The organism is Paenibacillus sp. GP183 (assembly GCF_900104695.1).
Lineage (GTDB): Bacteria > Bacillota > Bacilli > Paenibacillales > NBRC-103111 > Paenibacillus_AI.
This window is the reverse complement of the sequence record NZ_FNSW01000001.1, coordinates 1501532-1527246: the sequence shown is the minus strand read 5'-3', so window position 1 is coordinate 1527246 and position 25715 is coordinate 1501532. Positions and strand designations below refer to the sequence as shown.

General features: G+C 41.8%; 27 protein-coding genes. 25 read left to right on the top strand and 2 right to left on the bottom strand.

The features are described from left to right. Positions 1-8: 8 nt before the first annotated feature. From dxs to spoIVB, 6 genes are all read left to right on the top strand, one after another. Positions 9-1895 (top strand): 1-deoxy-D-xylulose-5-phosphate synthase, encoded by a 1887-nt coding sequence (gene dxs, locus BLV33_RS07645; RefSeq protein ID WP_090789778.1) that lies wholly within the window; start codon positions 9-11, stop codon positions 1893-1895. 17 nt (positions 1896-1912) lie between these two features. Continuing rightward, the gene (locus BLV33_RS07640; RefSeq protein WP_090789776.1) at positions 1913-2740 is read left to right on the top strand and encodes a TlyA family RNA methyltransferase; all 828 of its coding nucleotides are present in this window, start codon (positions 1913-1915) and stop codon (positions 2738-2740) included. Between the two features lie 84 nt (positions 2741-2824). Beyond that, positions 2825-3277, top strand: a complete 453-nt coding sequence (locus BLV33_RS07635; protein ID WP_090789774.1) for a hypothetical protein — start codon at positions 2825-2827, stop codon at positions 3275-3277. 1 nt (position 3278) lies between these two features. Beyond that, positions 3279-3728: a transcriptional regulator AhrC/ArgR gene (argR, locus tag BLV33_RS07630; protein WP_090789772.1), complete on the top strand. Its 450-nt coding sequence runs from the start codon at positions 3279-3281 to the stop codon at positions 3726-3728. 21 nt (positions 3729-3749) lie between these two features. After that, positions 3750-5477: a DNA repair protein RecN gene (recN, locus tag BLV33_RS07625; protein ID WP_090789770.1), complete on the top strand. Its 1728-nt coding sequence runs from the start codon at positions 3750-3752 to the stop codon at positions 5475-5477. Between the two features lie 116 nt (positions 5478-5593). Continuing rightward, on the top strand, positions 5594-6856 hold the full coding sequence (gene spoIVB, locus BLV33_RS07620; RefSeq protein ID WP_090789769.1) for a SpoIVB peptidase: 1263 nt from the start codon (positions 5594-5596) through the stop codon (positions 6854-6856). Here spoIVB and BLV33_RS07615 read toward each other — a convergent pair. Further along, entirely contained in the window at positions 6780-8555 is a 1776-nt protein-coding gene (locus tag BLV33_RS07615; protein WP_171909051.1) for a recombinase family protein, read from the bottom strand. The genes spoIVB and BLV33_RS07615 overlap by 77 nt on opposite strands. Before the next feature lie 96 nt (positions 8556-8651). Here BLV33_RS07615 and BLV33_RS30415 point away from each other — a divergent pair, with 96 nt between their 5' ends. Next, positions 8652-8783 (top strand): hypothetical protein, encoded by a 132-nt coding sequence (locus BLV33_RS30415; RefSeq protein WP_290439046.1) that lies wholly within the window; start codon positions 8652-8654, stop codon positions 8781-8783. 363 nt (positions 8784-9146) lie between these two features. Here the strand turns inward: BLV33_RS30415 and BLV33_RS07610 are convergent, their stop codons facing one another. Next, positions 9147-9641, bottom strand: a complete 495-nt coding sequence (locus BLV33_RS07610) for a hypothetical protein (RefSeq protein WP_139305704.1) — start codon at positions 9639-9641, stop codon at positions 9147-9149. A gap of 203 nt (positions 9642-9844) precedes the next feature. Here BLV33_RS07610 and BLV33_RS07605 point away from each other — a divergent pair, with 203 nt between their 5' ends. The 18 genes from BLV33_RS07605 (at position 9845) to BLV33_RS07515 (ending at position 25436) form a co-directional block, all read left to right on the top strand. Further along, a complete protein-coding gene (locus BLV33_RS07605; RefSeq protein WP_090789763.1) occupies positions 9845-10240 on the top strand; it encodes a hypothetical protein in 396 nt (131 codons plus the stop codon). Between the two features lie 500 nt (positions 10241-10740). Next, positions 10741-11535: a Cof-type HAD-IIB family hydrolase gene (locus BLV33_RS07600; protein WP_090789761.1), complete on the top strand. Its 795-nt coding sequence runs from the start codon at positions 10741-10743 to the stop codon at positions 11533-11535. Between the two features lie 325 nt (positions 11536-11860). Next, a complete protein-coding gene (locus BLV33_RS07595; RefSeq protein WP_090788734.1) occupies positions 11861-13090 on the top strand; it encodes an IS701 family transposase in 1230 nt (409 codons plus the stop codon). 287 nt (positions 13091-13377) lie between these two features. Then, positions 13378-14097 carry a M24 family metallopeptidase gene (locus BLV33_RS07590; protein WP_171909050.1) on the top strand — a complete coding sequence of 240 codons (720 nt, stop codon included), beginning with the start codon at positions 13378-13380 and terminating at the stop codon, positions 14095-14097. A 90-nt stretch (positions 14098-14187) separates the two neighbouring features. Next, a complete protein-coding gene (locus BLV33_RS07585) occupies positions 14188-14817 on the top strand; it encodes an HAD family hydrolase (RefSeq protein WP_171909049.1) in 630 nt (209 codons plus the stop codon). Positions 14818-14973: 156 nt separating this feature from the next. Then, positions 14974-15471 carry a GNAT family N-acetyltransferase gene (locus BLV33_RS07580; protein WP_090789757.1) on the top strand — a complete coding sequence of 166 codons (498 nt, stop codon included), beginning with the start codon at positions 14974-14976 and terminating at the stop codon, positions 15469-15471. A gap of 205 nt (positions 15472-15676) precedes the next feature. Beyond that, positions 15677-15919: a helix-turn-helix domain-containing protein gene (locus BLV33_RS07575; RefSeq protein WP_090798753.1), complete on the top strand. Its 243-nt coding sequence runs from the start codon at positions 15677-15679 to the stop codon at positions 15917-15919. Between the two features lie 2 nt (positions 15920-15921). Continuing rightward, positions 15922-16443, top strand: coding sequence for a peptide deformylase (def, locus tag BLV33_RS07570; protein WP_090789755.1), 522 nt, complete (start codon positions 15922-15924; stop codon positions 16441-16443). A 130-nt stretch (positions 16444-16573) separates the two neighbouring features. Then, positions 16574-17218, top strand: a complete 645-nt coding sequence (locus BLV33_RS07565) for a uridine kinase family protein (RefSeq protein ID WP_253186997.1) — start codon at positions 16574-16576, stop codon at positions 17216-17218. Positions 17219-17615: 397 nt separating this feature from the next. Beyond that, a complete protein-coding gene (locus tag BLV33_RS07560; RefSeq protein WP_171909048.1) occupies positions 17616-18446 on the top strand; it encodes an ATP-dependent nuclease in 831 nt (276 codons plus the stop codon). A gap of 97 nt (positions 18447-18543) precedes the next feature. Next, entirely contained in the window at positions 18544-19209 is a 666-nt protein-coding gene (locus BLV33_RS07555) for a hypothetical protein (protein ID WP_139305702.1), read from the top strand. A gap of 323 nt (positions 19210-19532) precedes the next feature. Beyond that, positions 19533-19916 (top strand): YhjD family protein, encoded by a 384-nt coding sequence (locus tag BLV33_RS07550; protein ID WP_090789748.1) that lies wholly within the window; start codon positions 19533-19535, stop codon positions 19914-19916. An 891-nt stretch (positions 19917-20807) separates the two neighbouring features. Then, a complete protein-coding gene (locus BLV33_RS07540) occupies positions 20808-21521 on the top strand; it encodes a prenyltransferase/squalene oxidase repeat-containing protein (protein ID WP_090789744.1) in 714 nt (237 codons plus the stop codon). A gap of 160 nt (positions 21522-21681) precedes the next feature. Next, positions 21682-22071: a VOC family protein gene (locus BLV33_RS07535; RefSeq protein ID WP_090789742.1), complete on the top strand. Its 390-nt coding sequence runs from the start codon at positions 21682-21684 to the stop codon at positions 22069-22071. 178 nt (positions 22072-22249) lie between these two features. Next, positions 22250-22987 carry a WecB/TagA/CpsF family glycosyltransferase gene (locus tag BLV33_RS07530; RefSeq protein WP_090789740.1) on the top strand — a complete coding sequence of 246 codons (738 nt, stop codon included), beginning with the start codon at positions 22250-22252 and terminating at the stop codon, positions 22985-22987. 173 nt (positions 22988-23160) lie between these two features. Continuing rightward, on the top strand, positions 23161-23649 hold the full coding sequence (locus BLV33_RS07525) for a GNAT family N-acetyltransferase (protein WP_090789738.1): 489 nt from the start codon (positions 23161-23163) through the stop codon (positions 23647-23649). Positions 23650-23725: 76 nt separating this feature from the next. Next, a complete protein-coding gene (locus BLV33_RS07520; protein ID WP_090789737.1) occupies positions 23726-24586 on the top strand; it encodes a nucleotidyltransferase domain-containing protein in 861 nt (286 codons plus the stop codon). A gap of 289 nt (positions 24587-24875) precedes the next feature. Continuing rightward, complete coding sequence (locus BLV33_RS07515) at positions 24876-25436, top strand: recombinase family protein (RefSeq protein WP_090789735.1); 561 nt, start codon at positions 24876-24878, stop codon at positions 25434-25436. The last annotated feature ends 279 nt before the right edge of the window (positions 25437-25715 follow it).

The window sequence follows — 25715 nt, the reverse complement described above, 5'->3', positions numbered from 1 at the left end:
AAATAACCGTGCTGCTCGAACAAATCAAACAGCCAGAAGATTTAAAACGTTTATCCATGACGGAGCTGGAAAAGCTGGCCGAAGAAATTCGCCTGTTTTTAATTGAAAAGCTGTCGGTCACGGGTGGACACCTCGCCCCGAATCTTGGAGTGGTGGAGCTGACGCTCGCCTTGCACACTCTGTTTCACAGTCCTTACGACAAATTCATTTTCGATGTAGGCCACCAGGCTTATGTCCATAAAATGCTGACAGGGCGTATGGATAAATTCGATACCCTGCGCAAATACAAAGGATTATGCGGATTCGTCAAGCGCTCCGAGAGTCCTCATGACGTTTGGGAGGCCGGCCATAGCAGCACCTCTTTATCTGCGGCCATGGGAATGGCGACAGCCCGAGATCTGCTGGGCGAACATAATAAAGTGATTGCCATCATCGGCGATGGCGCCATGACAGGTGGAATGGCTCTTGAAGCCATGAACCATATCGGTCATGCCAAGACGAATATGATGGTGATCTTAAACGATAACGAGATGTCCATTGCGCCCAATGTAGGGGCTATTCATAATTATTTGAGCAAGATCCGTTCTGATCGCCATTATCTGAAGGCGAAGGAAGAAGTCGAGCATTTGCTGAAAAAAATTCCGGCCATCGGCGGGACGCTCGCCAAGACAGCGGAAAAATTAAAAGACAGCTTGAAATATCTCGTGCTTTCCGGCGTTTGGTTTGAAGAGTTCGGCTTTAACTATATCGGGCCGGTGGATGGGCATAATTTGCCGATCCTGATGGATACTCTCAGACAAGCCGAGAAAGTGGCCGGACCGGTGCTGGTCCATGTGGTTACAACCAAGGGCAAAGGCTACACGCCGGCGGAGAAGGATTCTTTAACCTGGCATGGCGCAGGACCCTACAAAATTGAATCCGGACAAATGATCAAATCCGTAGGACATCCGATGTATACCGAAGTTTTCGGAAATTCGCTGATAGAGCTTGCAGAGAAGGACCCGCGGATTGTGGCTGTCACTCCTGCGATGCCGGGCGGTTCGGGCTTGCTGAAATTTGCCAAGCATTTTCCAAACCGGATGATTGATGTGGGCATCGCCGAGCAGCATGCTGCAACGATGTGTGCAGGACTAGCTTCTGAAGGCTTAAAGCCGGTTTTCGCCGTCTATTCGACATTCTTACAGCGGGCCTATGATCAAGTGGTTCACGATATTTGCCGGCCTAATCTGAACGTAACCTTTGCTATCGATCGCGCCGGATTTGTCGGACCAGACGGTGAGACGCATCAAGGTGTGTATGATATTGCTTTCCTGCGTACGCTTCCCAATATGGTGCTGATGATGCCAAAGGATGAAAACGAGCTGCGCAATATGATGAAAACGGCAAACGACTATAATGAGGGTCCTATTGCATATAGATATCCACGGATTAATGGCACAGGCGTTGAACTGGATGAAACAGCATCATCTATCCCGATCGGTACATGGGAGACTATAACGGATGGCGATTATGCAGCAGTGCTGGCTATCGGACCGATGGTCCAGATCGCTGAAGAAACGGCTGAATCGCTTCGTAAAGAAGGCATCTCTCTGCGGGTAGTGAATGCACGGTTTATCAAGCCCCTTGATGAAGCGTACCTGCTGCAGCTGGCCAAAGAGCAAATTCCGATCATCACCATGGAAGAAAGCTCGATTGAAGGCGGGATGGGCAGCGCGGTCCTGGAATTTTATGCGCGAAATAAAATTGTCGGGCTTTCCATTAAGAATCTGGGCATACCCGATTACTTCGTTGAGCATGGCTCAGTGAATGAGCAGCGTCAAGAGGTTGGACTCACCGCGCAGAATCTTGCGGCCGAGGTGAAGGCGCTCATGCCGTTAAAACGGCAGCGGGCTTAATAGTTAGGAGAAGACGCATGTCATCGGATAAGGAACGTCTCGATATATTGCTAGTCGAGCAAGGGTATTTTGAAAGCAGAGAAAAAGCCAAGGCCGCCATTATGGCAGGCCTTGTTTTTGCGAATGAAGAGCCTGTCGATAAGGCCGGCACCCGGATCAGCCGAGCAGCCGCCATCAAAGTGAAAGGCGCCGTACATCCCTATGTCAGCAGAGGCGGATTAAAGCTGGAAAAAGCTTTAAAGCTGTTTGACATTGCTTTGCAGGGTGCAGTTATGCTGGATATCGGCTCTTCGACCGGGGGCTTTACCGACTGCGCATTGCAGCATGGTGCCTCTTATGTGTATGCCTTGGATGTCGGTTATAATCAACTTGACTGGTCACTGCGCAAGGATGACCGGGTGAATGTGATGGAGCGGACGAATTTCCGTTATACGAAACGTGAGGATTTGGAGGGACCGTCACCGGATTTTGCTACGATCGACGTCTCCTTTATCTCTCTGCGCATGATCCTGCCCCCGCTTAAGGAAATATTCGCTGATCGCGGAAATGTTGTGGCGTTGATTAAGCCCCAATTCGAGGCAGGCCGTGAAAAGGTTGGCAAGACGGGTGTTGTCCGTGACCCGCAGGTTCATAAAGAGGTGCTGACGGAGGTGCTTTCTTTTGCCGCGGCATTAGGATTTTATTTGAAGGGGCTTACCTACTCGCCGATTACCGGAGGAGAAGGGAATATTGAGTTTCTTGCTTATTGGACTTGCAATGCCTCTGATGCTGATGAGATTATGAATGATACCAGTGCTCTAATTGAAAGCACAGTAAATGAAGCAAAGCGGCTGCACCTCAAATAAACCCATTTTCTCTGTTTCTATTTTTGCTTCCAAAAAAGGATTTTCCAGCCAAACTCGCGAATACTTGTTTCGAGGTGATTGGAAATGGAGAAAGGCGATATCATGGTCATTTTGCTGATCCTGATCGTCTTTATGGGCTTTATTACACTGCGTTTCCGCCATTGGCTGGTTAATCCGCCGAAGAAACGCTTCCGTATTCCTCGAGACGAGGCTGTCGTCTTCAACGACACGGTTGAGCTCCTGGAAGGAGCGGGCTTCGATGTTTTGGCAGGCAAAACCAAAATCCCCATCACCATGACCTTAAATGACTCCGAGGATTTTCAAAGCCGGCTGTATATCGATTATTTTGCCCAAAAGAATGGTCAGCTGTATATAGTTAAGGTGGCTAGAGCACGAAAGCCGATGGAGGAAACAGGCAGCAGTATAAGGGACATGCTCCTCACTTACTCCCTGCTGTATCCGGAAGCTTCCGGAGTGCTTTATGTGGATATGGACCAACTGAAAATCAAGAAAATAACATTTCACATAGAGGTGTAAAATGAAGGGTCAACGTCACGTGAAGATCAGGGAAATCATCACAAACCATGAAATTGAAACTCAGGATGAGCTGGTCGATTCCCTGCGAAGGGCAGGGTATAATGTCACCCAGGCTACGGTGTCCCGCGATATCAAAGAGCTTCACCTGATGAAAATCGCACTTGACGACGGCAGATATAAGTACTCAATGCCGGCGGATCAGCGGTTTAATCCGATGCAGCGTCTAAAAAGGGCTTTAAGCGACCATTTTGTCCATATTGATTACACCGACAATTTGGTTTTGCTCAAATGCTTGCCGGGTACGGCGAATACGATCAGTGCGCTGCTCGACAGCCTCGAATGGAATGAAGTCATGGGAACGATCAGCGGCGATGACACCATTCTGATTATTTGCCGATCCAAGGAGCAGAGCGGCTCTTTTGTGGATCAGATCATGTCCTTGCTATCCTGACCAAACGATTAGGAGGAACTCATGCTAAAAGAGCTCTCGATTCGCAATTTGGCTGTTATTGAACAGCTCAACATTGAATTTAAATCAGGCTTTCACGTATTGACTGGCGAGACGGGTGCGGGAAAATCGATTATTATCGATGCCCTTAGTTTGATCATAGGCGGCCGCGGCTCTTCGGAGCTGGTTCGTTATGGCTGTGATAAGGCTGAGATCGAAGCCATGTTCGACCTTCCTGAGGTTCACCCGGTTTGGGAAACCTTGCGAAGCTTGGGTATAGAAGCAGATGCGGACGAGCATCTTATTATTCGCAGGGAAATTACGGCTGCCGGGAAAAGCTCAAGCCGTATAAATGGTCAGCTTGTCAATCTTAGTATGCTCAGGGATACCGGTGATTATTTGGTGAATATCCATGGCCAGCATGAGCATCAGTCCTTGCTCAAGGTCGAAGAACACATGCATTGGCTGGACATGTTCGGCGAGTTGGAGATCAGCATCTCCAAAAAAACTTACCAAGCTTCTTATGATGCCTATATAAAGCTGCAAAAGGAATTGCGTGAGCTCCAGGAAACAAGCAAGCAGGCGCTGCAGATGCTGGATTTATATCGGTTTCAGATTGAAGAAATATCCGCTGCCAAGCTTAAAGAAGGCGAAGATGAGGCTTTGTCTGATGAAAAGCGCAAGCTTTCTCATGCAGAGAAGCTGTCGCAGAACGCTTCGGAATCCTATGATCTGCTGTACGGTTCGAATCGAGCTTTAGAAGCGTCAGGGAAGGCTATTCAGCGGCTTCAGGATATCGTAAGTCTGGATCCTCCCCGATTGCAACCTTTACTGGAACAAGCGCAGTCGGCTTATTATCAGCTCGAGGACGCTGCTTATCAACTGCGTGATTATCGGGATGAAGTGGAATTCAATCCTGCAAGATTGGATCAAATTGAGCTTCGGCTGGATGCGATCACTACCTTACGGCGCAAATATGGCGAAAGTATCCCGGATATGCTCGTTTATTTGGATAAAATCAAGCGGGAAGTCGATATGATCGAGAACAAGGACGAGATCATCCGCAAGCTTGAAACAGCGTTAAAGGATGAGGAAGTTAAACTCATCCATTCCGCTGAGGAGCTTTCCCGAATGCGGAATCGGATCGCCGAGAAGCTGGCTGCCAACATCGAAGCTGAGCTTCGTGAACTTCAGATGGAGCGAACCCAATTCCGTGTCCAGTTGGAACGTATCCATGATGAGAAGGGCATTGAGCTTGAAAGCAAGAAGGTCCGTTTTAGTAGAGACGGGATCGATCAGGTTGAATTTCTTATGGCCCCCAATCCTGGAGAACCACTGCGGGGAATGAGCAAAATTGCCTCCGGCGGAGAGCTTTCTCGCATCATGCTGGCGATGAAGACCATTTTTGCCCGCGTGGATCAGATTCCGGTGCTTGTTTTTGATGAAGTGGATACCGGTGTGAGTGGACGTGCGGCTCAATCGATTGCCGAAAAGATGTCGCTGCTTTCACGGGACTGCCAGGTTTTTTCGATCACGCATTTGCCCCAGGTGGCTTGTATGGCTGATGTGCATTTTGCTATTCATAAAGAAGTGGATCATGAGCGGACTTTTACAAGAGTACAGGATTTGCAAGAGAATGAAAGAATTGAAGAGCTTGCCCGAATGCTGGGAGGCGTAGAAATTACGGAAACGACATTGCGCCATGCGCGTGAGATGATTTCATTGGCAGACGAGAAAAAGACAAGGATATGAATGCGAAGACAGGGATGATTTACAGTAATAAAAGCGGGGGTGCAGGGGGACCTTAAGTGTACGCAATTGACGATCAAGTCGTCGTCAGGGCTCAGTAGTAGAGGGAGCGTGAAATAATGAGGTCCTGCAAAAGAAAAAGAAGGTTATTCGGATTACTGCTTGTCTTCTTCGTTTGTATGGGGAGTTTGTCCGCACCTTTCCAAAGCTTTGCATCATTCCCTGAAGAGCTGCGATTGTTTAGCGGCCAAGAAAGATTGCTGCAATTATCCATGCCCGTAAGCGCCCAAGTGACTGTAAGAAACCCCGATATCGTTAAGGTCAATGGCTCAGCCAAGCACTCATCTCACATTAGTTTAAAAGAACCTATTTCACTAGAATCGGTCCATTCGGGCCAAACGGAAATGCAATTGAAACTGTTCGGAGCCATCCCGTTTAAAACGATCAAAGTTAATGTGGTGCCCGATCTCAAAGTCATACCAGGGGGTCAAACCATCGGTGTGAAGATCAAGTCCGCCGGAATTATGGTGGTTGGCCATCATCTCATCACCATTGCCGATGAGCAGAGAATTTCACCTGGAGAAGAATCCAAGGTTCAAGTCGGCGATTTGATTACGAAAATTAACGGCAAGGAATTAAGAGATGTCAATAAAGTGACCGATCTGGTGACGAAGGCGGGTAAAAGCCAAACCCCGCTCGACCTCACGATTCTGCGCAATAATGAAGAGCTTCACATTAAACTGCAGCCCATGTACGATGTCGTCGACAAGTCATATCGGCTTGGACTTTATATTCGGGACTCCGCTGCCGGAGTTGGTACTCTGACGTTTTATGCCCCTAATCAGGGCGTCTATGGAGCCTTGGGTCATGTCATCACCGATATGGACACCCAATCCCCTATTATTGTCGGTGACGGGGAAATCGTCTATTCCAATGTTACCTCGATTGCCAAAAGCCATAACGGCGAACCTGGAGAGAAACGCGCCCAATTTTTCAAGGACAGCAAGATCATCGGCAACATTGAGAAAAACACATCGTTTGGCATCTTTGGTAAAATGTATACAGCCCCTGACCACAGCTTGGAGCATGAAGCGGTACCTGTCGCTTTTTCCGAGGAAGTTAAAGAAGGACCTGCTCAAATTTACACGGTTATCGATGGGCAAAAGGTGGAAAAATTCGATATCCAGATCGCACATGTTTCTCGTCAGGATTTTCCCGCAACGAAAGGTATGGTCATAAAAATCACTGATCCCAGGCTGCTGGAGAAAACAGGCGGCATCGTGCAAGGAATGAGCGGAAGCCCGATTATCCAAAATGGCAAAATGATCGGAGCGGTGACGCATGTGAGCGTAACGCCGAATTACCCCACATCACAGACGTAGCCGAAACCTCTAGTTTTCCAGCCATAACTTCCTTCATGATGTCTTCCATTTGTCTATCCATTGCCCTTTCCAAGTGGGTAGGAATCTCGCTTCCAGCTTCTCCCCGAGTAACGATTCTAACCTCACCATTTTCAACTACAACATGGTCGATCAATTGCAGGACAGCGGCACGTTTTCGGTGCACGCTGATGGCATCATCCATTAATACTCCTTGGGTAAGTAACTGTAAAGTTTCCATAGTCACTTCAAGGTTCATCGTTTGTTTCACTTTCGCATCGTGAGCCGCGACTTTAGCATCACGTTGGTCGACTTTTTCTTCTAGTATTTTTTCTATACTTTCGACCGCCATGTTATATGCCTTGGCAGACAAATCTCCATTTGTGTAGTCGGTTAAAAATGTCTGCATCTTGCTATGTAGCGACTCGATTTCTGCATCCAGCGTATCAATATCGCTATCAACTGTATCGTGGAAAGCCTGTAGGTGGCGTAGTGCTATTTCAGCGACTTCCCTAGAATCAACAGTGGTGAACATTTCCTGTAGCTCACTTAACACAAGGTTTTCCAAGTCGTCTTTACGCAATGACCTAAGTATTGACGAGCAGTCGGAGTTAGGACACCGATAGTAACGGTGAACTTTGCCAGCGACTGTCTTCTTGCCCGAGTCCCTTGCAAGCATAACAGAACCACAGTGAGCACATTTCACCATGCCGCTTAATAGCCAAGACGTTGCCATTTGTTTCGGTGGAACTTTGGCAACCCGTTTGGATTCCAACCTGTCAATAATCGTGTGCCAAACATCTAGCGGAACAATTTCACGTAACAGCGGTGTTTCCTGTAGCGTCCATTCACGGACTGGCTTACGTCTTACTCTCGGTCTGCCATCAGCATCTTTGTAGCGTTCCACGACACCATTAGGAAGTTTGCCGCAGATTGTCGGATTTTTTAGAAGTAACAGCACGTTATCCTTCGACCACTTGTCACTTCGACCATCACGTTTCTTGCCGCTGCTGTAGCTGATTCCTGACTCATTAAGCTCCCGAGCAATAACGATTGTTCCTTTGTTCTCGTTCAGGAACTTATGTATGATCTGCAACCAAACACGTATTTCTTCCTCAACCTCAATGATCTTGCTGTTATCTGAGTCCCAAAGAAAGCCGTATGGTAGGTCGCCACCAGCAAAGTTGCCCTTAGCCCGTTGCCCTGCCTTGGTAGCCTTGATACGGTCGCGGGTGTTCTCGACCTCCATTTCAGCAACGGACGCTAGGATTTGACGCTTAAATTTTTCTTGGGGTGTTGCCTTGTTAAGCCTAGTCTCTGACGAAGCTTCCCACACTTCAACCCCAACTAATTCAGTTCTATTATAAATGGATTCGGATTCTTCAACCTTACGGGCAAGTCGGTCTTGCTTGAACGTTACGATCACGTCAAACTTCGCTTTAATAGCGTCACCCAGCATCCTGACAAGTTCAGGTCTAAATTCCATCGGAACTTTTGCGGCAGAAACACCATCTTCACTATAGACAATAATGATTTCAGCGTTCGGAAACTTCTTGGCGATGAACAGTTTGCATTCATGTAGCTGACCTTCCAAACCTAGACCGCTTTTTACTTGTTCATCTGATGAAACACGCAAGTAAATTACGACCCTTATTCCGTCGATTGTCACTGTTGACTTATTTGGTAATAGGTTAGACGACAATATGGTAACACCTCCAACTTTGTGTAGACAGTATAATTTTATCACGCATTGGACACCATAAACAAGCCATTCTTACAATGTTTGGGGGTGCCAATTATGATAATAGGCAATTTAACAGATCAGCAAAAGGAGTCCCTTAAATACATTCTTGCCGATATGGTTGTGGAACGTTATCTAAATAACATGAAGCGTCAATCGGATTTAAAGGAACGTAAGTCGGAGGGATAATTTACATGTTGCCGTTATAGATGTTATTGTCGGGGGGATGGAATTAATAATACATGGAGTAAAGATAGAATAGCCCGAATAACTAACTATAAGAACGCTCACCCAAAAACTTGGGTGCGGCGTTTTTTTATGTGCGTGTAACAAAAACGGATTTTGGAACGGATCTTTAATTGAGGACAACTTTTTAGGAGGGGGAGATAAAGTGTAGCGGATTGTAGGTTTCTTTTCTTTTACTTATTCATCTTTTAGGAATCATTATGGTAAAGATAATTTAATAAGGCCTTATGTTATTTGTACTGTAATTTCTTTTTCAAAAAAACATTATGTTATTTTTAAATTTCTTCTTAACAAAGGAGATTTGTCTTATAAATTCATTATGATTTCAACAGTTTCTATATTAACAGTAGGAGTTCCAACTGTATACATAATGCTGTTGTTATATGCACTGGTGTCTAAAGCAGAAGAAACCTCGCTATTTGTCCCCATTACAGCTTCAAAAAACTCTTCTAGTTTTAAATTAATCTTAATATCAATTTTATCCTTGTGAACTACAACCTTATCTACAATCTTTGATAACATGACTTTTCTTGTCGTTATGTCAGTGTGGTCAAACAATGAACTCCATTCATTAATAACAGTGGAAAGCTGTAATAAGTCTTCTTGACTAATTTTTTCTCGTGATCGTGAATTGTTTAGTTCGGTTTTCTTTAAGTTCAATTCTTCAATTTTTTGCTTTGATACCTTAAGTCTATCTGCTATGTCTTCTTGCGTGAATGGAACCTCCATACCAAGAAATATTTTATCAAGCATTGCTTCAGCACTACTTTTTATAGTGGAGTACTTTTTTAATTCTTTCAAAGTGTCCTCATATTCTGTATCAACCTGATTTAATGATGTTTCTGTATAGTTCTTGATCTCGTTGAGCAAGGGGCTATCGGCTAACTCCTTTGTAAACGCCTTTATTTGCCCCAGTATGGCGTTTTCGAGTATATCCGCCCCTATTGATGCCCTAGTTGAGCTACAAAGACTCCTGCCGCCTTGTAGACGGTTTCTGCATTTGTATGAATCCCGTCGTTTTTTGTGATGAACTGCCTCACGATTCTGAAAATCCTGCCGCTTTTTTCTACGACACGCATGAGCGTCTGTATGCACCTTTATTTAATCGCACAGTTGATTTAGACTACCTATACTTAGAAGATTATCGTGACCAGTCTTATTACATGGAACTCCATGAGCTGCAGCATAAGCTCGGTGCAACGGATGACCACATTGATTGGATAAGTCCTGTCGGATACGTGAAACGTATGGGTAGTGGGTATGAAAAGTTAAACAAGGATGCTCCATGGAGTCCATTGACTCGATACTCGCTTTATTACGATGCCCGTGATCTCTATGCACTATGGAAGGGTTATCGGTATAAAGTCATGCTCGAGGGCGGACAACTCATTGAAAGATAAAAAAAAGACCTCAGCCATTTGGGGTAATGGTTTGACATAGTCAAGGATAATAATGCTTTAAGAAATCAACATTTGAATCTTTTTACCGACAATAATGAAATTTTGGTTACAACTCATTGGGATAGTTGTCACTTTTCGATGCTGTGTTCAGATAAAAATACAATATGACAAAACTAAAATTTATTTGAGCTTACGAAATACATCATCGAACTAACGGGTACGATAGTTCAGAATTAACCGCCTAATGATATGGGCGATTTTTCTTTTGGCCAAAAATTGAATATTTCACTACGGGAGAGCCGCTTGGTTAATGAGTCAGAGCCATGATGTTAACGAAATAGAGCCACCTTCTCGGAAGGGAGAGCCATCTTTGTATTAAGTGTTGTTCAGTAAGCTTGGGTAATTTCATTAAGCTAACGGGCAGATTAATTCAATAATGTACTACCATTTGCACAGTTATTTGTGTATAATTGGAAAAATTAAACTATGGGGGAATGTAAGTGGCAGAAATACAGGCAATTGTATTAGACTTGGACGGAACATTACTTGATATTAATAAATCCATATCTCCTCGAAATTATAGTGCTGTTAAAAGATGTTTTGATTCAGGAATACATATTATTGTTGCCACGGCACGACCGCCTAGAGCGGCTGAACAATTTGTAAAGGCTATTCCTTTTGTAGACTACATGGTTTTCTACAATGGTGCCCTGGTAAAATGCAAATCCAAGCAGACTCAGCAGCACATTAGTATCCCTATAGAGGTTAGCCAACAGATTAACGAATTCATTAGGTTGAATGAGCCTCAGTCAACAATCTCATATGAAGTAAATGACTTATGGTATACGTGCACACCAGTTCCCGAGACAGAGAGTGCTCAGTTCGGTGCCCGTTCGAATGAGCCTAAACCGCAGGTAGTCGATTACGATTTTATCAGTTCAATCTCCCCGACAAAAATACTAGCTCTCGGTTATAGCACATGGAGAGATGTTATCCAGAAATTCGGTGACCAAGTTAACGTAATCGCAACCGATGGAGGATTATTAGTGCAAATCATGCATAAATCAGCATCAAAAGAAAATGCAGTGAAGTCGGTATTAAATGATATCGGGATAAATTCGGAACATGTAATGGTATTCGGAGATGATTTTAACGATTTGGGACTTTTCCATATGTGCGGATTTCCAATTGCAATGGGTAATGGTATAACTGAATTAAAAGATTGTGCGAAGTACATTACCGAATCAAATGATAATGATGGTGTTGCTGTAGCACTTGAGAAATTTGTACTGTGAATGGCGTAATTGTTACACTAACGAGGAACTCAGTTGAGGTGGAGCTTGCTTTGTTGTAGCTCCTTTTCCGTATGAGAATAGTGAAATTAGGAACGGAAACTATATTAATTTAATGAGTAAATACAATAACTAAATTAAGATAATAACATTTTTTATATTATTTACTTGAGTGTTGCGAAAATATTGCCGTCGATGACCGCAGATTTAGGGTAGAAATTTAGAAGCTTCGTCGAATCCATAAACAGAAGAAGGACATCGCCTTTGGATAGAGAAATTGTCGTTTACCACAACTACAATTTCCAAGAAAAGGAGATGTCCCAATCTCATGGTATCCCTCTACTTGCCTATCGTCAAGTTCATTTTAGCCTTGAAGCTGGAATTTTCTAAACCACAGCTTGGTCATCTGTTTACCCTCATTCACGGCATCATTCTTTGTGCCGGCCGTAAAAATATGACACAAATTCAGCAAGCTGCCCGAGGAGATCGTCACCTCAGTAATGTCACGAATTTTTTGAATCATTCGCCATGGTGCGTTAATCGCATGCAGCGCCGACGCATGCAATTCATAATGGATAAGATTCGCGATAAACGAGCAAAGAGCGGTGACACTCGACAACTTGTATTCTTCATCGTGGATGATACTTGCTGTAAGAAGGAAACCTCGACGAAGAAAATGGAAGCCCTCAGCTTTCAATACTCACACGAAGCCGGAAAATCAGTCTGGTGCCACTGCGTTGTCACTGCTCACATTGTAAGCGAAGGCAGTTCCTATGCTTGGGATTTTCGTCCCTATTACCGTGAAGAATATTGCGAGGAGCACCGCTTATCATTCAAAAGCAAGAACGATCTCGCTCTTGAAATGATTGAAGCATTCCCGGCTTCGAAAGACGAACAAGTTTACGTTCTGATGGATAGCTGGTACACCAGTGAGAAGGTCATTAATGCCTGTAACCTCAAGGGTTTTCATGTCATCGCCGCTGTAAAGACGAATCGACTGATCTGCGTCAGCGGTATAACGATCTCCATGGTTGATTTCGCTGTCCAGTATCTTCGCAAGTCTGACCTCCGCTCCGTTACGGTGGAAAGTCAGGGAACGTACTGGGTTTATGAATATGAAGGACCATTAAGCGAAATGGAAAACGTCAAAGCTCTGCTGTCTTGGAAAGATGAATATGCCGATTCGAGCAAACCTCAGGTTTGTCTCCTGTGTACGGATTTAAGCTTGGATCTCGTCACGATCCAACGCTATTATCACGTACGATGGAACATCGAAACCGGCTATCGCTATTTCAAAGAACTGCTGGGCTTTGACCACTATCAGTTGCTCTCATTTGCAGGCATTCAACGGTTTTGGACCATTCAGTATCTGACGCAGAACTTTCTGGAATCTCAGCGTCAGGACTGGATGAAGAGCGACAAGCATCTTACGCTTGGAGATGTGGTGTACAGAATCCGGCAAGAGTATTTCGGGCAGATCATCGTATACGTGTATCAACAAGCCCTAGAGAAAAAGCCCCTATTCGACATCCTTAAGCATCTCAAGATACCTGCCTGAGCAAGCGAGTTTCCCGTCATGCTACAAGTCTGCCCATTTTCGAAAGTTTCGTTGGAAATCGCAAGACTCAAGTTATTTAAAAATGTAATTAAATCAGTGAAATTCAAAAGTTATTCAATTTTTTTCGTTGCTGTTCCTACTCGGCACTGTATTCATGATCGGATTAAACTTCAAGGACCAACGGCGTTATAAAAAGGAAACGTTATTCCCTTCGTTAAGCTAACGGGAGGATACTTAAGCAAAAAGGAAAAACTCTTAATATAAAAGGTGTAGGAAGAAGGTTTTTTGTGGAACAATTGTTACAGTATACCTACGTTCAATCGATCGCTAAAGCTACCATAAGTGAATTACAGGAGATAATTAAAGAAGGTATCTCGGAAATTGAAATCGTCTATAGTGCCGAAGAGATCATGAGAAATAAGGGCATTCATAGGTTTTGGTATCACGGTGTAGGGGCATTTGTTCATGTTGGAAAAAGGACAACCATTTCTGAGTCAGGTAAGGATTATAAGCCATCATCGGATACATTAATCGGCAGAAATGACATCGTGACCATAGACCTTAGTCCAGAGATTAACACCTATTGGGGAGACTATGCACGAACGCTAATAGTCGTCGACGGAAATGTAATTGAAGAAGACATACTTGCAAATACCAAAAATGAATATGCCTTAGAATTTTCACGTGGAATTATCGCCGAAAAGGAACTTCATAAAGTATTTATTGATTTTGTAAGACCTGACATGACTTTTGAAGAAGTTTACATATATATGAATGAGGTTATACAACAACTTGGTTACATTAATCTTGATTTTTCTGGGAATTTGGGGCACACAATCGAATTTAATAAAGATCATAGAAGATATTTTGAGTCGGGGAATAAGATGAAGCTTAGTGAAGCATCTCTTTTTACATTTGAGCCACATATAAAGTACAGAAATGGAGAGTATGGCTTTAAACGGGAGAATATTTACTATTTCCGTAATGGAGAATTACTTATTTTATAGGAATGCGTCAAACTTTTCAACAAAACGCAGACCTGCTAGCACGGGTTGCTTTTTTGCTATTGGCAAATTGATCTAAAGGTGGGTGTAACTTTGATCTCTGTTGTTCTTTGGGACTTAGATGGGACTATTCAAGATAGCGAGGCGTTAGCAAAGGATGGGACACGCTATGGATTCAAGCAGGTTCTTGGAAGGGAGCCAACGGAAGACGAATTTGCTCAACTTGTCGGGCGTCCAGTTCCAGTAGTTTACAATGAATGGTTCGATGATGATGTGGCAAAACAGATTCTTGATACGGGGACAAGTTATTACCAAGAACGTGCTGAACAAATCCCTTGCTACTCAGGTATCCCAGAGTTACTGAGCGAATTGAAGCGGAGAGGTTATCGAATGGGAATCGTATCTTCTAAACGACGATTCCATGTTGTAAATGAATTGAAGGCAAAGACTTTAGACAACTTGTTTGATGTTATCGTAGCCCAAGAAGACACTAAACTGCACAAACCTCACCCCGATCCCCTGATTCTCGCGGCTAGTCACCTTAAGTCTCCTCCTGAGAATTGCATATACATTGGTGACCAACCTTCAGACTTACGAGCAGCTGGTGCTGCACGAATGAAGGGTATTGCGGCACTTTGGGGAGACGGCAAATTTGAACGGCTTGAGCCGATTTGTTCAAAAATGTTAGCTTATACGCCGATGGACATTCTTAATTTTCTATAAAAACATCCACATGACAACTGAACTAACGGAGAACGATAGTGGAGGAGCTTGCTTCGGGGCTGCTCCTCTTTTGGTTTATTGAAGTAAACGGGCAGGAGAATGCAAATATGAGCTCTAATTCTATTAAGTAGGGATGTAGGAAAGAAGGAACTGATTATGATTATTCAATCTAAGATACTGGACCTACGGAAAACACAAATAAATGATTTAGCATTTGTTTTAGAAACAGAAACTGACCCAAATAACATTCCATTTATTGGACAATGGACTTTCGAACAACACTTAGAAGCCTTAACGAATGAAAATATGGTTCATTTAACCATTGAGAACAAACAGGGCAATAAGGTTGGATATGTTATATTAACAGGATTTTTAGATTCGAACAAAGCTGTTTGCGTAAAGCGAATAACTACTAAGATTAAGGGTCAAGGGTATGGAAAAGAAGCAATGAAGCTTATCATAAAGTGGGTTTTTGAGAATACCGAGACTCATCGTATTTGGTTGGATGTGAAAAATTTTAATCATCGGGCACGTCATGTTTATGAATCAGTTGGTTTTATCTTTGAAGGAACACTTAGGGACTGCTTCTTCAATGGAGAAAGATTTGAATCTCTCTCAGTAATGTCTATACTTAGACATGAATATAAGGGGTAATTTACATACATCGGATCTGTGGGTTATTGACACTAATAAAAGATTGACGGATACGATAGTGAAGGAGATTGCTACGGCAGCTCCTTTTTCATTTGTTGAGGGACGGGCAGTAGAGTTGAATATATCCCAATTTAATGGTAGTATATTTATTAGGTAATACCTAAATTTATTAGGTGATACCTAATAAATGCGAGGGGTGTTCGACTTGCTCGAATGGATGTTGAGAAAAATAATGGCTGACAGAGGTATATGGTCAGGTGCAGCATTGGGGCGTCTTTTAAACGAAAAAGTAGACTATAGCCTTTCTGCACCTTCCATCAGTGCTCTATTATCAGGAAACCCGAAACAAATGAAGGCAGATACGCTTGATGCATTATGTACAGCTTTAGATTGTAAACCAAATGACTTATGGGTCCATACTCCATCTTCACGAATAAAGGGTGCTTAACGATGACTATAAAGACTATTTTGCCATTCGGAGATCCTACTCTTCGAAAGTTATCTAAGCCAGTTGAAAGCATTACTCCAAGAATCATAAAACTTCTTGATGATTTGACTGAGACACTCTACGCTTCGGAGGGTCGAGCTGGCTTAGCCGCCCCACAAGTTGGAATTCTAAGAAGAGTTATTGTTATGGATTGCGGTGAAGGTTTAATTGAATTAATTAATCCCGAGATAATTTATCGAAGCGGAGAACAAGTGGGACCTGAGGGATGTTTATCTTATCCGGGTTACGCGGGTGTAGTAAGAAGATCTCAATATGTAAAAATTAAAAGTTTAACTAGATCCGGCTCAGAGTCTATTATTGAAGGTGAGGGGATACTAGCAAGATGCATCCAACACGAAGTTGATCATTTAAATGGATTCCTCTACATTGATCATATTAAAGATGGTTTGTTTTATAATGAGGAAACTAATGGAATAGCGAATCTGCTTGAAGTGACTAAGTTAACATATAGCAATTCGCTTTAAAGGCATATCTAAGGCGATAGGATCGTTATTCCGCTAACGGGCAGGAGAGATTAGTTAGTAATAAATTTTTCTCATTCATTCGAAGGATGTAAAATTAAGGACTATTTAATTTTTGAAAAGGAGAGATGTTATGATCACATCATTGGAAGAACTTATGGATAAATTTAATGTCATTCCTAGAAAACAAAAGACCTTGATATTAGGAATTGATGGCGGGGGAGCATCAGGAAAGAGTACGCTAGCTCAAAAACTTCAAATGATAAATGAAAATGTGACTGTTGTTCATATGGATGATTTCTATAAACCTTCCGATGAGAGAGAACTGATCGATCATAGAAATGAGATTGGTGCAAATTGGGATTGGAGGCGTGTTGGAACACAGGTATTAAGCCCATTAAAAAACGATATGCCAAGTCAGTATCAAAAATATGATTGGGATAGAGATAAGATGGCTGAATGGTCTACAGTGTTGGTTGGAGGAATTGTGATTATTGAGGGGTGTTACTCCATTCGAAAAGAATTATCTCATCTCTATGACATCCTAATTTGGGTTGATAGCCCTAGAGAATTTAGGCTTGAAAGAGGAGTAAAGAGAGATGGTAATTCCAACCGACAAATGTGGGAAAATGTATGGTTACCAGCTGAAGATAGATATTTTGAAATTCAACAACCAACTGAATATGCTGACATAATAATTGATGGTACAGGTCAAATTGGTAATATTTCGAAGTTTGAAGTCAATGTAATTAGTGATCCGAATGGATTGACAGAGTAAATAAGAAAAGTAAGTAATGAAAAATACTCAACTATCGGGGATCAATAGTTCATCAATGGAAACAGATTTTCATTGCACAAGTTTGTTGAGCTAACGGGTACGATAGTTGAATTAGTTAACCGAGAGCCATCAATTATTTGATGGCTCTCACCATTAACATAATGGCTCTATTTTTTTAACACGGTGGCTCTGACTCATTAACCAGCTGGCTCTATGGCACCGAAATATTCATTTAGAAAACATACAATCCCTGCGTGAAGTATTTGCCTCACAATTCGCACGAATTGATTTTCGTACAGTAGCTATTTGTATTTATCCAGATCGGACCTTCAGTATTAGTGGATTTATCTCAAATCAGTGGACCAAACTTTTACCTTCTAAAGGTGCGGCACCTGGTGTGGTTTCTTATTTATACTTTTCTGAAAGTGGGAGACAGCCTGAACAAAAAAACGCGTTCAATTTCGGTTTAGAAACTAGGGAAGTCGAAAAAAAACTTGATATTGGTTATTTATCACAGGTAAATTCAATTACAGGTACTCTTGGCTCAGCCTTACTAAATAATCTCCCCACTATAATTGATATTCCTGCCTTTCGTACTATACCTTCAAAAAATGGTCTTGCAACAGAAGTTGAAATCCACCCGGATGGAAGAAATTTGCATAACGTAATTCACACAATACTTTCACAAAGAAACAATCACTTAGAACCGCTTCAAGAGTTTGTACGCAGTCTATTCCCCCAATATAGAGAAATAATTGCACCTAATATCGTGGAAGCTGATTCCTCGCATTATGCAGAAATACAATTACGGGATGTAATGGAGAACACCATCCCTCTTTCCGCTTGTGGTGCAGGTGTTGGGCAATTGATACTTCTAGCTTCTTTAGTTATATTACGTTCCGAACCAACTATTTTTCTTATGGATGAGCCTCATTCGTTTTTGCACCCTGAGGCAGAGCTTAATCTAGTTCTTTTCTTGAAAAAGTATGATAAACATTATTATTTTGTGACCACTCATTCAACAACTATAATTAACGCAGCAGATTCAAATCGTGTATTATTGTGTACCTTTGAAAATAATGAAACAAAAATACGCACTCTTACGCAAACTACTGGTATAACGGAAATTTTTCAAGAAATTGGTCTAAGGAATGCTGATATAGCATTGGCTAACAAAATATTATTTGTTGAAGGAGAAGCAGAGGCTTTAGTCAATCTGTGGTTATAACTTAAAGTCACTGAATGTTTCAATTATCAATATGCATGGAAAAGATCGTGATCAGTATGTTCGAAAGATTAATGATCAATTTACGCAGTTATATAAGTTGCCAATACCTTATTTGTTCCTATATGACGGTGACAACGGCAGTAAAGTTGATACAGAAACAGAAAAGCATTTGAATGTATATGAGTTAGAGAACTTATTTCTTACAAATCCCTCAGCAATATTATCTGCGATAAAAGATATGGAATACGTAATACAAAAAAGCAAGACTGATGTTGCATTTGCTGAAAAAATTATGAACATTAAACCTCAGGACATTCAAGAAACGATTAAAGAGAAAACTGCTAAAATACTAGGTATTGATAAGGAGTCTGTGTCGATCGAACAAACAAAAAACGTTAAGGGATCTAATGTTATTAAGGAGTTGTTATATGAACTTTTAGAGCGTGGATACTCCAAACCATATTTTGCAAAATTAATAGCAAAATATCTTTCAAGAGATGACTTGTTGCCACTAAAAGAGAAATTAGATTCTTTCTTGTCAGAAAAAAAAGATGATGAACCTAATAAGAAAGGAGATTTTCTGGAATTTATCAAAAAAAAGAATATTAGTTTGGAAGAAGCACGTGAGTTTTGTCATAACGCCCAGTTAGCTGATATAACTCAAATTCAGATTTTCAGAGTAAATATGCTAAAAAAGTACGAAGGTTTGAGGTGTCGGTTGACGTATGGGGGGATTAATTGCTTAAACAATACCTTGAATTAATGGCTGAGCTCTTACTGGCTTTTTTTTGAATAGTGTGAGGTTGTGAAAAGGGAAATTCTCATACCCCAACTGAACTAACGAAAAACAATAGTTAAATTTCATTAAGGCTGATATAAATATTCAAACACAACAGACTGTTAACTCGCAGAAGAAGCCGAGTTCCAACAGTCTTTTTTGTGCTTATAATTACCTGTTAAAGCCACTCAATTGTTGTTCAGCATATAGGGAATTTTGAAAATCAAAATTTCCACTTGCATATTACATACCATTTCAGTGTATAATACAAAATGCGAATATACGTTCTCATTATAGAGGTGATGAATTTGAGTATAAATCCAAGGATTGAAACCGAAGAGGATCTTCAAATCATCAAAGAATTTACATTGCTGCCCATTTTGCTGGATATGCTGGCCAGAGATATTGATGAGCTGCAAATCAATCAGGACAAGATTGTGTACAGTCATGTTATTTTCTACCTTAAAGGAGTTGAGAAATTGATATATGAAGAATTGCATAGCATCAGGAACAGGATGAAAAAGCTTGACATTAAAATATTGAGCACAGACATGAATTTAAAGGGTATTGAAATAGAATACAAGGTCCGCGGCTATATGCATCGTTTCTATTTGCTTAGGAGTTTGGTAAAGGCAGAACTGATGACAATGCTTATGAATTTAGGAATGCGGGTGAGCAGCTTAGATTATTAGGAGGTCGTTACATTGGGAAAGAAACTGGAAGCAAACGGATTATGGGAATCCTCACGAATGATGTTACCTGAGCACAAAGATGCCACTCGGAGGCAAGCAAAGCAAATAGATCGCCTAGTGAGGCCAACGCTGGATGATTGGAGATCATCAGCACCGTTCTTTTTCAATCTCACAGACAACAGAAAGTGGTCAGGTTAACTTTATATGGTGAGTACGATCTGCGAAGTGTAACCGGCATTGTTACATGTACCCAGCGTGATAGCTTCCGTCTAGACACCGAAGATCCTTTTACTGGAGTTGCTGATTGGGAGTGGTTCATGTTTCGGGATGTGATAAAAGCGGAGTTGTCCCAAGATTGGTCTGAATCTGAGATGCAAGATCTGTGAATAAAATGTTAAAAGAAACCTGCAAATTTAATTGTAGGTTTCTTTTCATTAACTTATGGAATCATTATGCTAAAGATAATATTTAATAAGGCCTTTGAACTGTAATTTCTTTTTCGATAAACATTATATTATTTTTAAATTTCTTTTTAACAAAGGATATTTGTCTTATAAATTCATTATGATTTACAACAGTATTTATATTGACAGTAGGAGCGACTGTATACATAGTGAGGAAATTTTCATACAAAGGAAATTGTTACATAAGTCCTAAAAAGCCCGTTTATGGGCTAGTGATTTCCACCAGGTATTGGAACGACATACCAAGTAGTAGCTTATTCGATTCTTTGATTGGTCTCAGGAGTCTTAAAAGCTGATAGGGAACATACCATGGTTTAAGGTGAACTACACTAACGGGCAGCATAGTTCCAGAACGCAAATAAAGGGTTTTGGGCAATTATGTAGAAGAGTTTGAGGAAAAGATATCCAAGATTGGTGTGACTTGATTTTGAAACTTTCTTTTGAAAAATTCGAAGCCGCCAAAAATTATTTAATGAAAAACGGGAGAGATCTGGAACAAGAATTATTTCGATTTCACTTCGAAAACGGTTCTCTTCGAGTTTTACTTGACGTCTTGAGTAGCTATCAGGGCGAAGATGGAGGATTCAAAAATATGGGCGAAGGAAACCCCATTTATACAAATGCAATGGATACTTGCATGGCTTTCCAATATCTTAGTGAAGCTGGAGCAACATCCAATGATGAAATAGTTCAGATGGGAATCAAATACATCGTTGAATCTTATGACCGTTCCCTAAAATGCTGGCACCCAAGGCATAACGAACAATCAAGCGGGTGGCACGACAACCCTTGTGCTGAATTGGTCGGATACCTATATGAATATCGGGATTTGGTTCCGTTCAATTTCCTCGAATCTGTAACTGAAACAGCAATGTCATCACTTCGAAACCCTAAAAAACCATACCATCAATTTTATTTTCTGGAAGCTCTCTGCATCCTTCGTTTAGCTGCCCGAATTGCCGAACCGTTAAAGACAGAAATCATAAATCGGGTCAAAGCCGATATTTATGAAATTATTGAGACAGACAAGGTAAAATGGGCAACAACATACAGTGCAAAACCGTTTTTTTTTCGCCCATTCCCCCAAAAGCCCGCTATTCGAAACGATAAAGGATCATGTCGTTCGAAGCCTGGAAAATGAAATAACAACCCAAACCGAAGAGGGCAATTTCGTCCTCAACTGGACAGTTCAAGACGAGGAAACCAGTAGGATTTGGAAAAGCATTTGGACAATGGACGCTTTGAGGGCATTGCATCATCATGACATGATTTCATGTTATATACGATAAGGAGTGTTTTAAATGAGAGCACAAATTTCCTTGATTACGATCGTTACGAGCGACGTGCCTAAAATGACCGAATTTTACAGTGACGTGATTGGGTTCAAAACCAAAAGCAAATCTGAAAATTACGTTGAGTTTGAAAACGAGGGGGTGCGGTTTGCGATTTGTTCCCGACAAATATTGGCTGATGTCACAGGCGGTCACAATTCTTTCAAGGAGGATACCAAGAGACAGTCTTTTGAACTCGCATTCCCTTGCGAATCTCCTGAAGACGTTAAGAAGACTTATGATGAATTGATTGCGAAAGGAGCCGTCGCGGTTAAAGAACCTACGGCGATGCCTTGGGGGCAAACAACGGCTTTCTTTGCCGATCCTGAAGGAAATATACATGAAATATTCGCGGACTGAGTTGCGAAGTAGAACATTATAACGTATTGATTACTATGCTAACGGGTAACGATAGCGGAGGAGTTGCTTAGAGGCTGGCAGCTCCTCTTTTGGTTTATTGAAGTAACGGGCAGCATAGTTTAGGAAACCAATTTATGTTAAAATATGGGTGATATTAATTAAAGGTGGACATGTCAATTTGGAAAATTATGCGAAAGTAATGGGAGTTAAATTTCCCGAAATCACATTAGACCGTACGGTAGAAATTCTTAGTAGTGTAATTGAACAGAAAAGATCTCAACTTTTTCATGTTATTACGGTTAATCCAGAAATCACAATGGCATGCCAAAAGGACAGATTGCTACGTTCAATAATAGATGATGCTGGTCTTATTACAGCCGATGGTATTGGGATTGTAATGGTATCTCGTTTAAGGGGAGGAAATCTTCCTGAACGTGTTACTGGTTACGATACGCTATTAAGGCTACTCGATTCCGGGAATCAAAAGAAATGGTCATTTTATTTTTTGGGTGCAGATCCAAACACGAATCTAAAAGTATGTGAGGTTATTCGTGATAAGTATCCGGACCTTTTAATACTAGGGAGGCACCACGGTTTCTTTAAGCAAAATGAAGAAGATAAGATAGTTGAAGAGATTGGTTCCTTAAAACCGGATATCTTGATAGTTGCACTTGGAGCCCCCTATGCTGAGAGATGGATTCATAAATATAGATTAGAGCTTAATGCGAAAATTGCTATTGGTGTTGGAGGAAGCCTCGATGTAATTGCTGGAAAAGTAAAGGGGACTCCTGAAAGTTGGAAGAGGCTAAATGTCGAATGGCTCTATAGATTGATTCAGCAACCATCAAGATGGAGACGACAACTGATCTTACCCCGTTTTGCCATAAGGGCATTATTATTTAGAGAAAAAAACTAAATTATAAATAGTTTTCGCTAAGCTAAACGGGTACGATAGCTTAATAAAAATACCACAACAGGCTACCGCAGATTAATCTCAGTAGCCTGTTCCTCTAACGGGCATTATCCCCCAATATCTGGTATGATGTGGTTCTTTATCGGCATCCTATTATAACTGAAGGTGACTTAGTAATGAATGTTGTAAACGCAACAAAGGAAGATATCAAAGGTTGGTTAGAACTGGCTTCTGAGGTTGAGTATCTTTTTGGTCCAATGGTGAATGACCCAAATTTTCTTCAGGCATTAGAGAAAAATATAAATCAAGATAGTGCGTTCTGTGTGCGAGAAAGTGATGGTTTACCAGGTTCACGCTTACTTGGGGGAGTGTTGTTTTCTTCATCAAATGCTCCAAGTTACAAGATTGGGTGGTTATCGGTTTCAAGCCAAGCGAGAAATAAAGGAGTCGCAACGGCATTGCTTAAACATATCCTACAACTTGTCGAGATTCCATCAGATATATCAGTTACTACATTTGGTGATGATATTCCAGATGGTCAACCTGCAAGACGGCTCTATCAGAAATTTGGTTTTATTCCTTTGATGGAATTGATTTCAAATGGTCCAGAAGGTGGTTCACGGCAAATGTTCAGGTTGACGATTACTCATAAGGGATTCAGATAACGGATACGATAGCACCTTGACGAACAGGCTACCGGCTTCATCTGCAGCCTGCTTAATATGGACAGGATTGAACAGCATGGAGGAGGTACTGAAGATGTCTTACAGGTTGCCAGAAGTTGTTGATACTTCAATGCGAAAGTTAAACGAAGCATTACAAGCTCGGTTGCCGCAGACAATAGAATCCTTTTATGTTTATGGGTCGACCGCACTCAACGCCTATGTTAATGGGTCAAGCGATATAGACTTTCTTGTATTTGTCAATAGAACCCTTATCCCATCGGACATCCAATTCATTATTGAAGCTCATAGGCTTGTTGAGCTGGAATTTCCAACTTTGGACATTATGGGTGCTTACATTAGACAGGAGGATGCAGGAAAATCCTTAAATGAAATTCCTCCATTTCCTAAATATCACGATAAGACTTTAGATTTCAATGGGAATGGGGATATAAATCCTGTTACGTGGTGGGTGCTTAAGAAATACGGTATTTGTATTTATGGACAGCAAAAAGCCTTCGAATATGAGATTTCATCTGACGAACTCGTCCAATATGTATTTGGAAATTTGAATACATATTGGGTCGGATGGATTGAACGACTGGAACATCAATTAAGTTTGACGGACATATCGGAACCAACTACTTTGGAGCAAATTAAGCAGTTAGATTTTGCGGTTGAATGGTGCACGCTTGGCATGTTAAGGCAATATTATTCGATAAAGGAGTACGATGTAATCAGCAAGGTTGCAGCTGGCGAGTATGGGCTTAAACTTTTACCGGATCGTTGGCACGGACTTATCCGCGAGGCAATTGCGATAAAACGTTTAGAGCGTACACGCGAGTATTCTTCTTATTTAAAGCGATTATGTGACTTGGTTGAACTGCTTCGTCTAATTCATACGGAGAGTACCGCCTTCTATAATAAAATCCGTCGCTAAAGGGGGCAACAATGTAATTGTGAACTCTAAACTAACGGAAAACGATAGTTAAACGACATTCATTCAACATGTGCGTAAAAAGAATCACGCCCCAGGTTCTTCACCTAGGGCATCTTTGCGTTCTAACGGGTGGTTGCATGTGTTGACATCCTTCTAAAAGTTGATACTTTTGTACAAATAAATTCGACTCGAAATAACGTCGCAAAATAACCCTTGTTATTGTCTATAAGTTAGTCTAGAATATATTGTACAGAAGTTAATATAACATCTAGACAGGGGATTAAACGTCATGGAATTAATCGGATACGCACGAGTCTCTACACGTGAGCAGAAACTGGACTTACAACTTGACGCACTGAAACAGCATGGCTGCACGAAGATATTTATGGAGAAGGAATCAGGCGGAAAGAGTGACCGTCCCGAATTAAATGCCGCGTTGGGTTATCTGCGTAATGGCGATACACTTGTCGTATCAAAGCTGGACAGGCTTGCCCGAAGCACATTTGATCTACATCGGATCGCTAAGCAGTTGGAAGAGCGGGGAATTCACTTAGTAATTCTGAAACAGAACATCGACACATCCACACCAGCCGGTAAGCTGATGTTCACTATGTTAGGTGCCGTAGCAGAGTTTGAAAAGGATCTGATCAACGAGAGGACGGCGGAAGGCAGAGCAAAGGCGAAAGCTAAGGGAACGCATATGGGGAGAAAAGGGCAGGACGAGAAGCAGGTCAAAAAGGCGTTGGCACTGTTTTATGCTAGGCAAGACAACGGACTTAGCGTCAACGAAATAGCCGGTATGACGGGTGTTCCACGTTCAACGATTTACGCAAAGGTAAAAGAACAGTAATAGTAACGTACTAAAGGCGAGCTGGCGAACAGTTCGCTTTTTTCGTACGTGATCACGCATCCCCATGCCACCCATGCACAAGAGAAGCCGACCCTTTGTGTGCTATTCGCCTTGCGTCACGCTAACATTCGTTTCACAAACGCCGAACCCGACCCGTGACGTGAATCGGTCGTAATTTGTGCGTGAATCGTACGTTTTTCAGCTGTTGAATGACCGTGGGGGACCACCCCGTCTTGCAACGTAGCGGCAACGTTCGTAGTCGGATAGCAGTGTAAAATT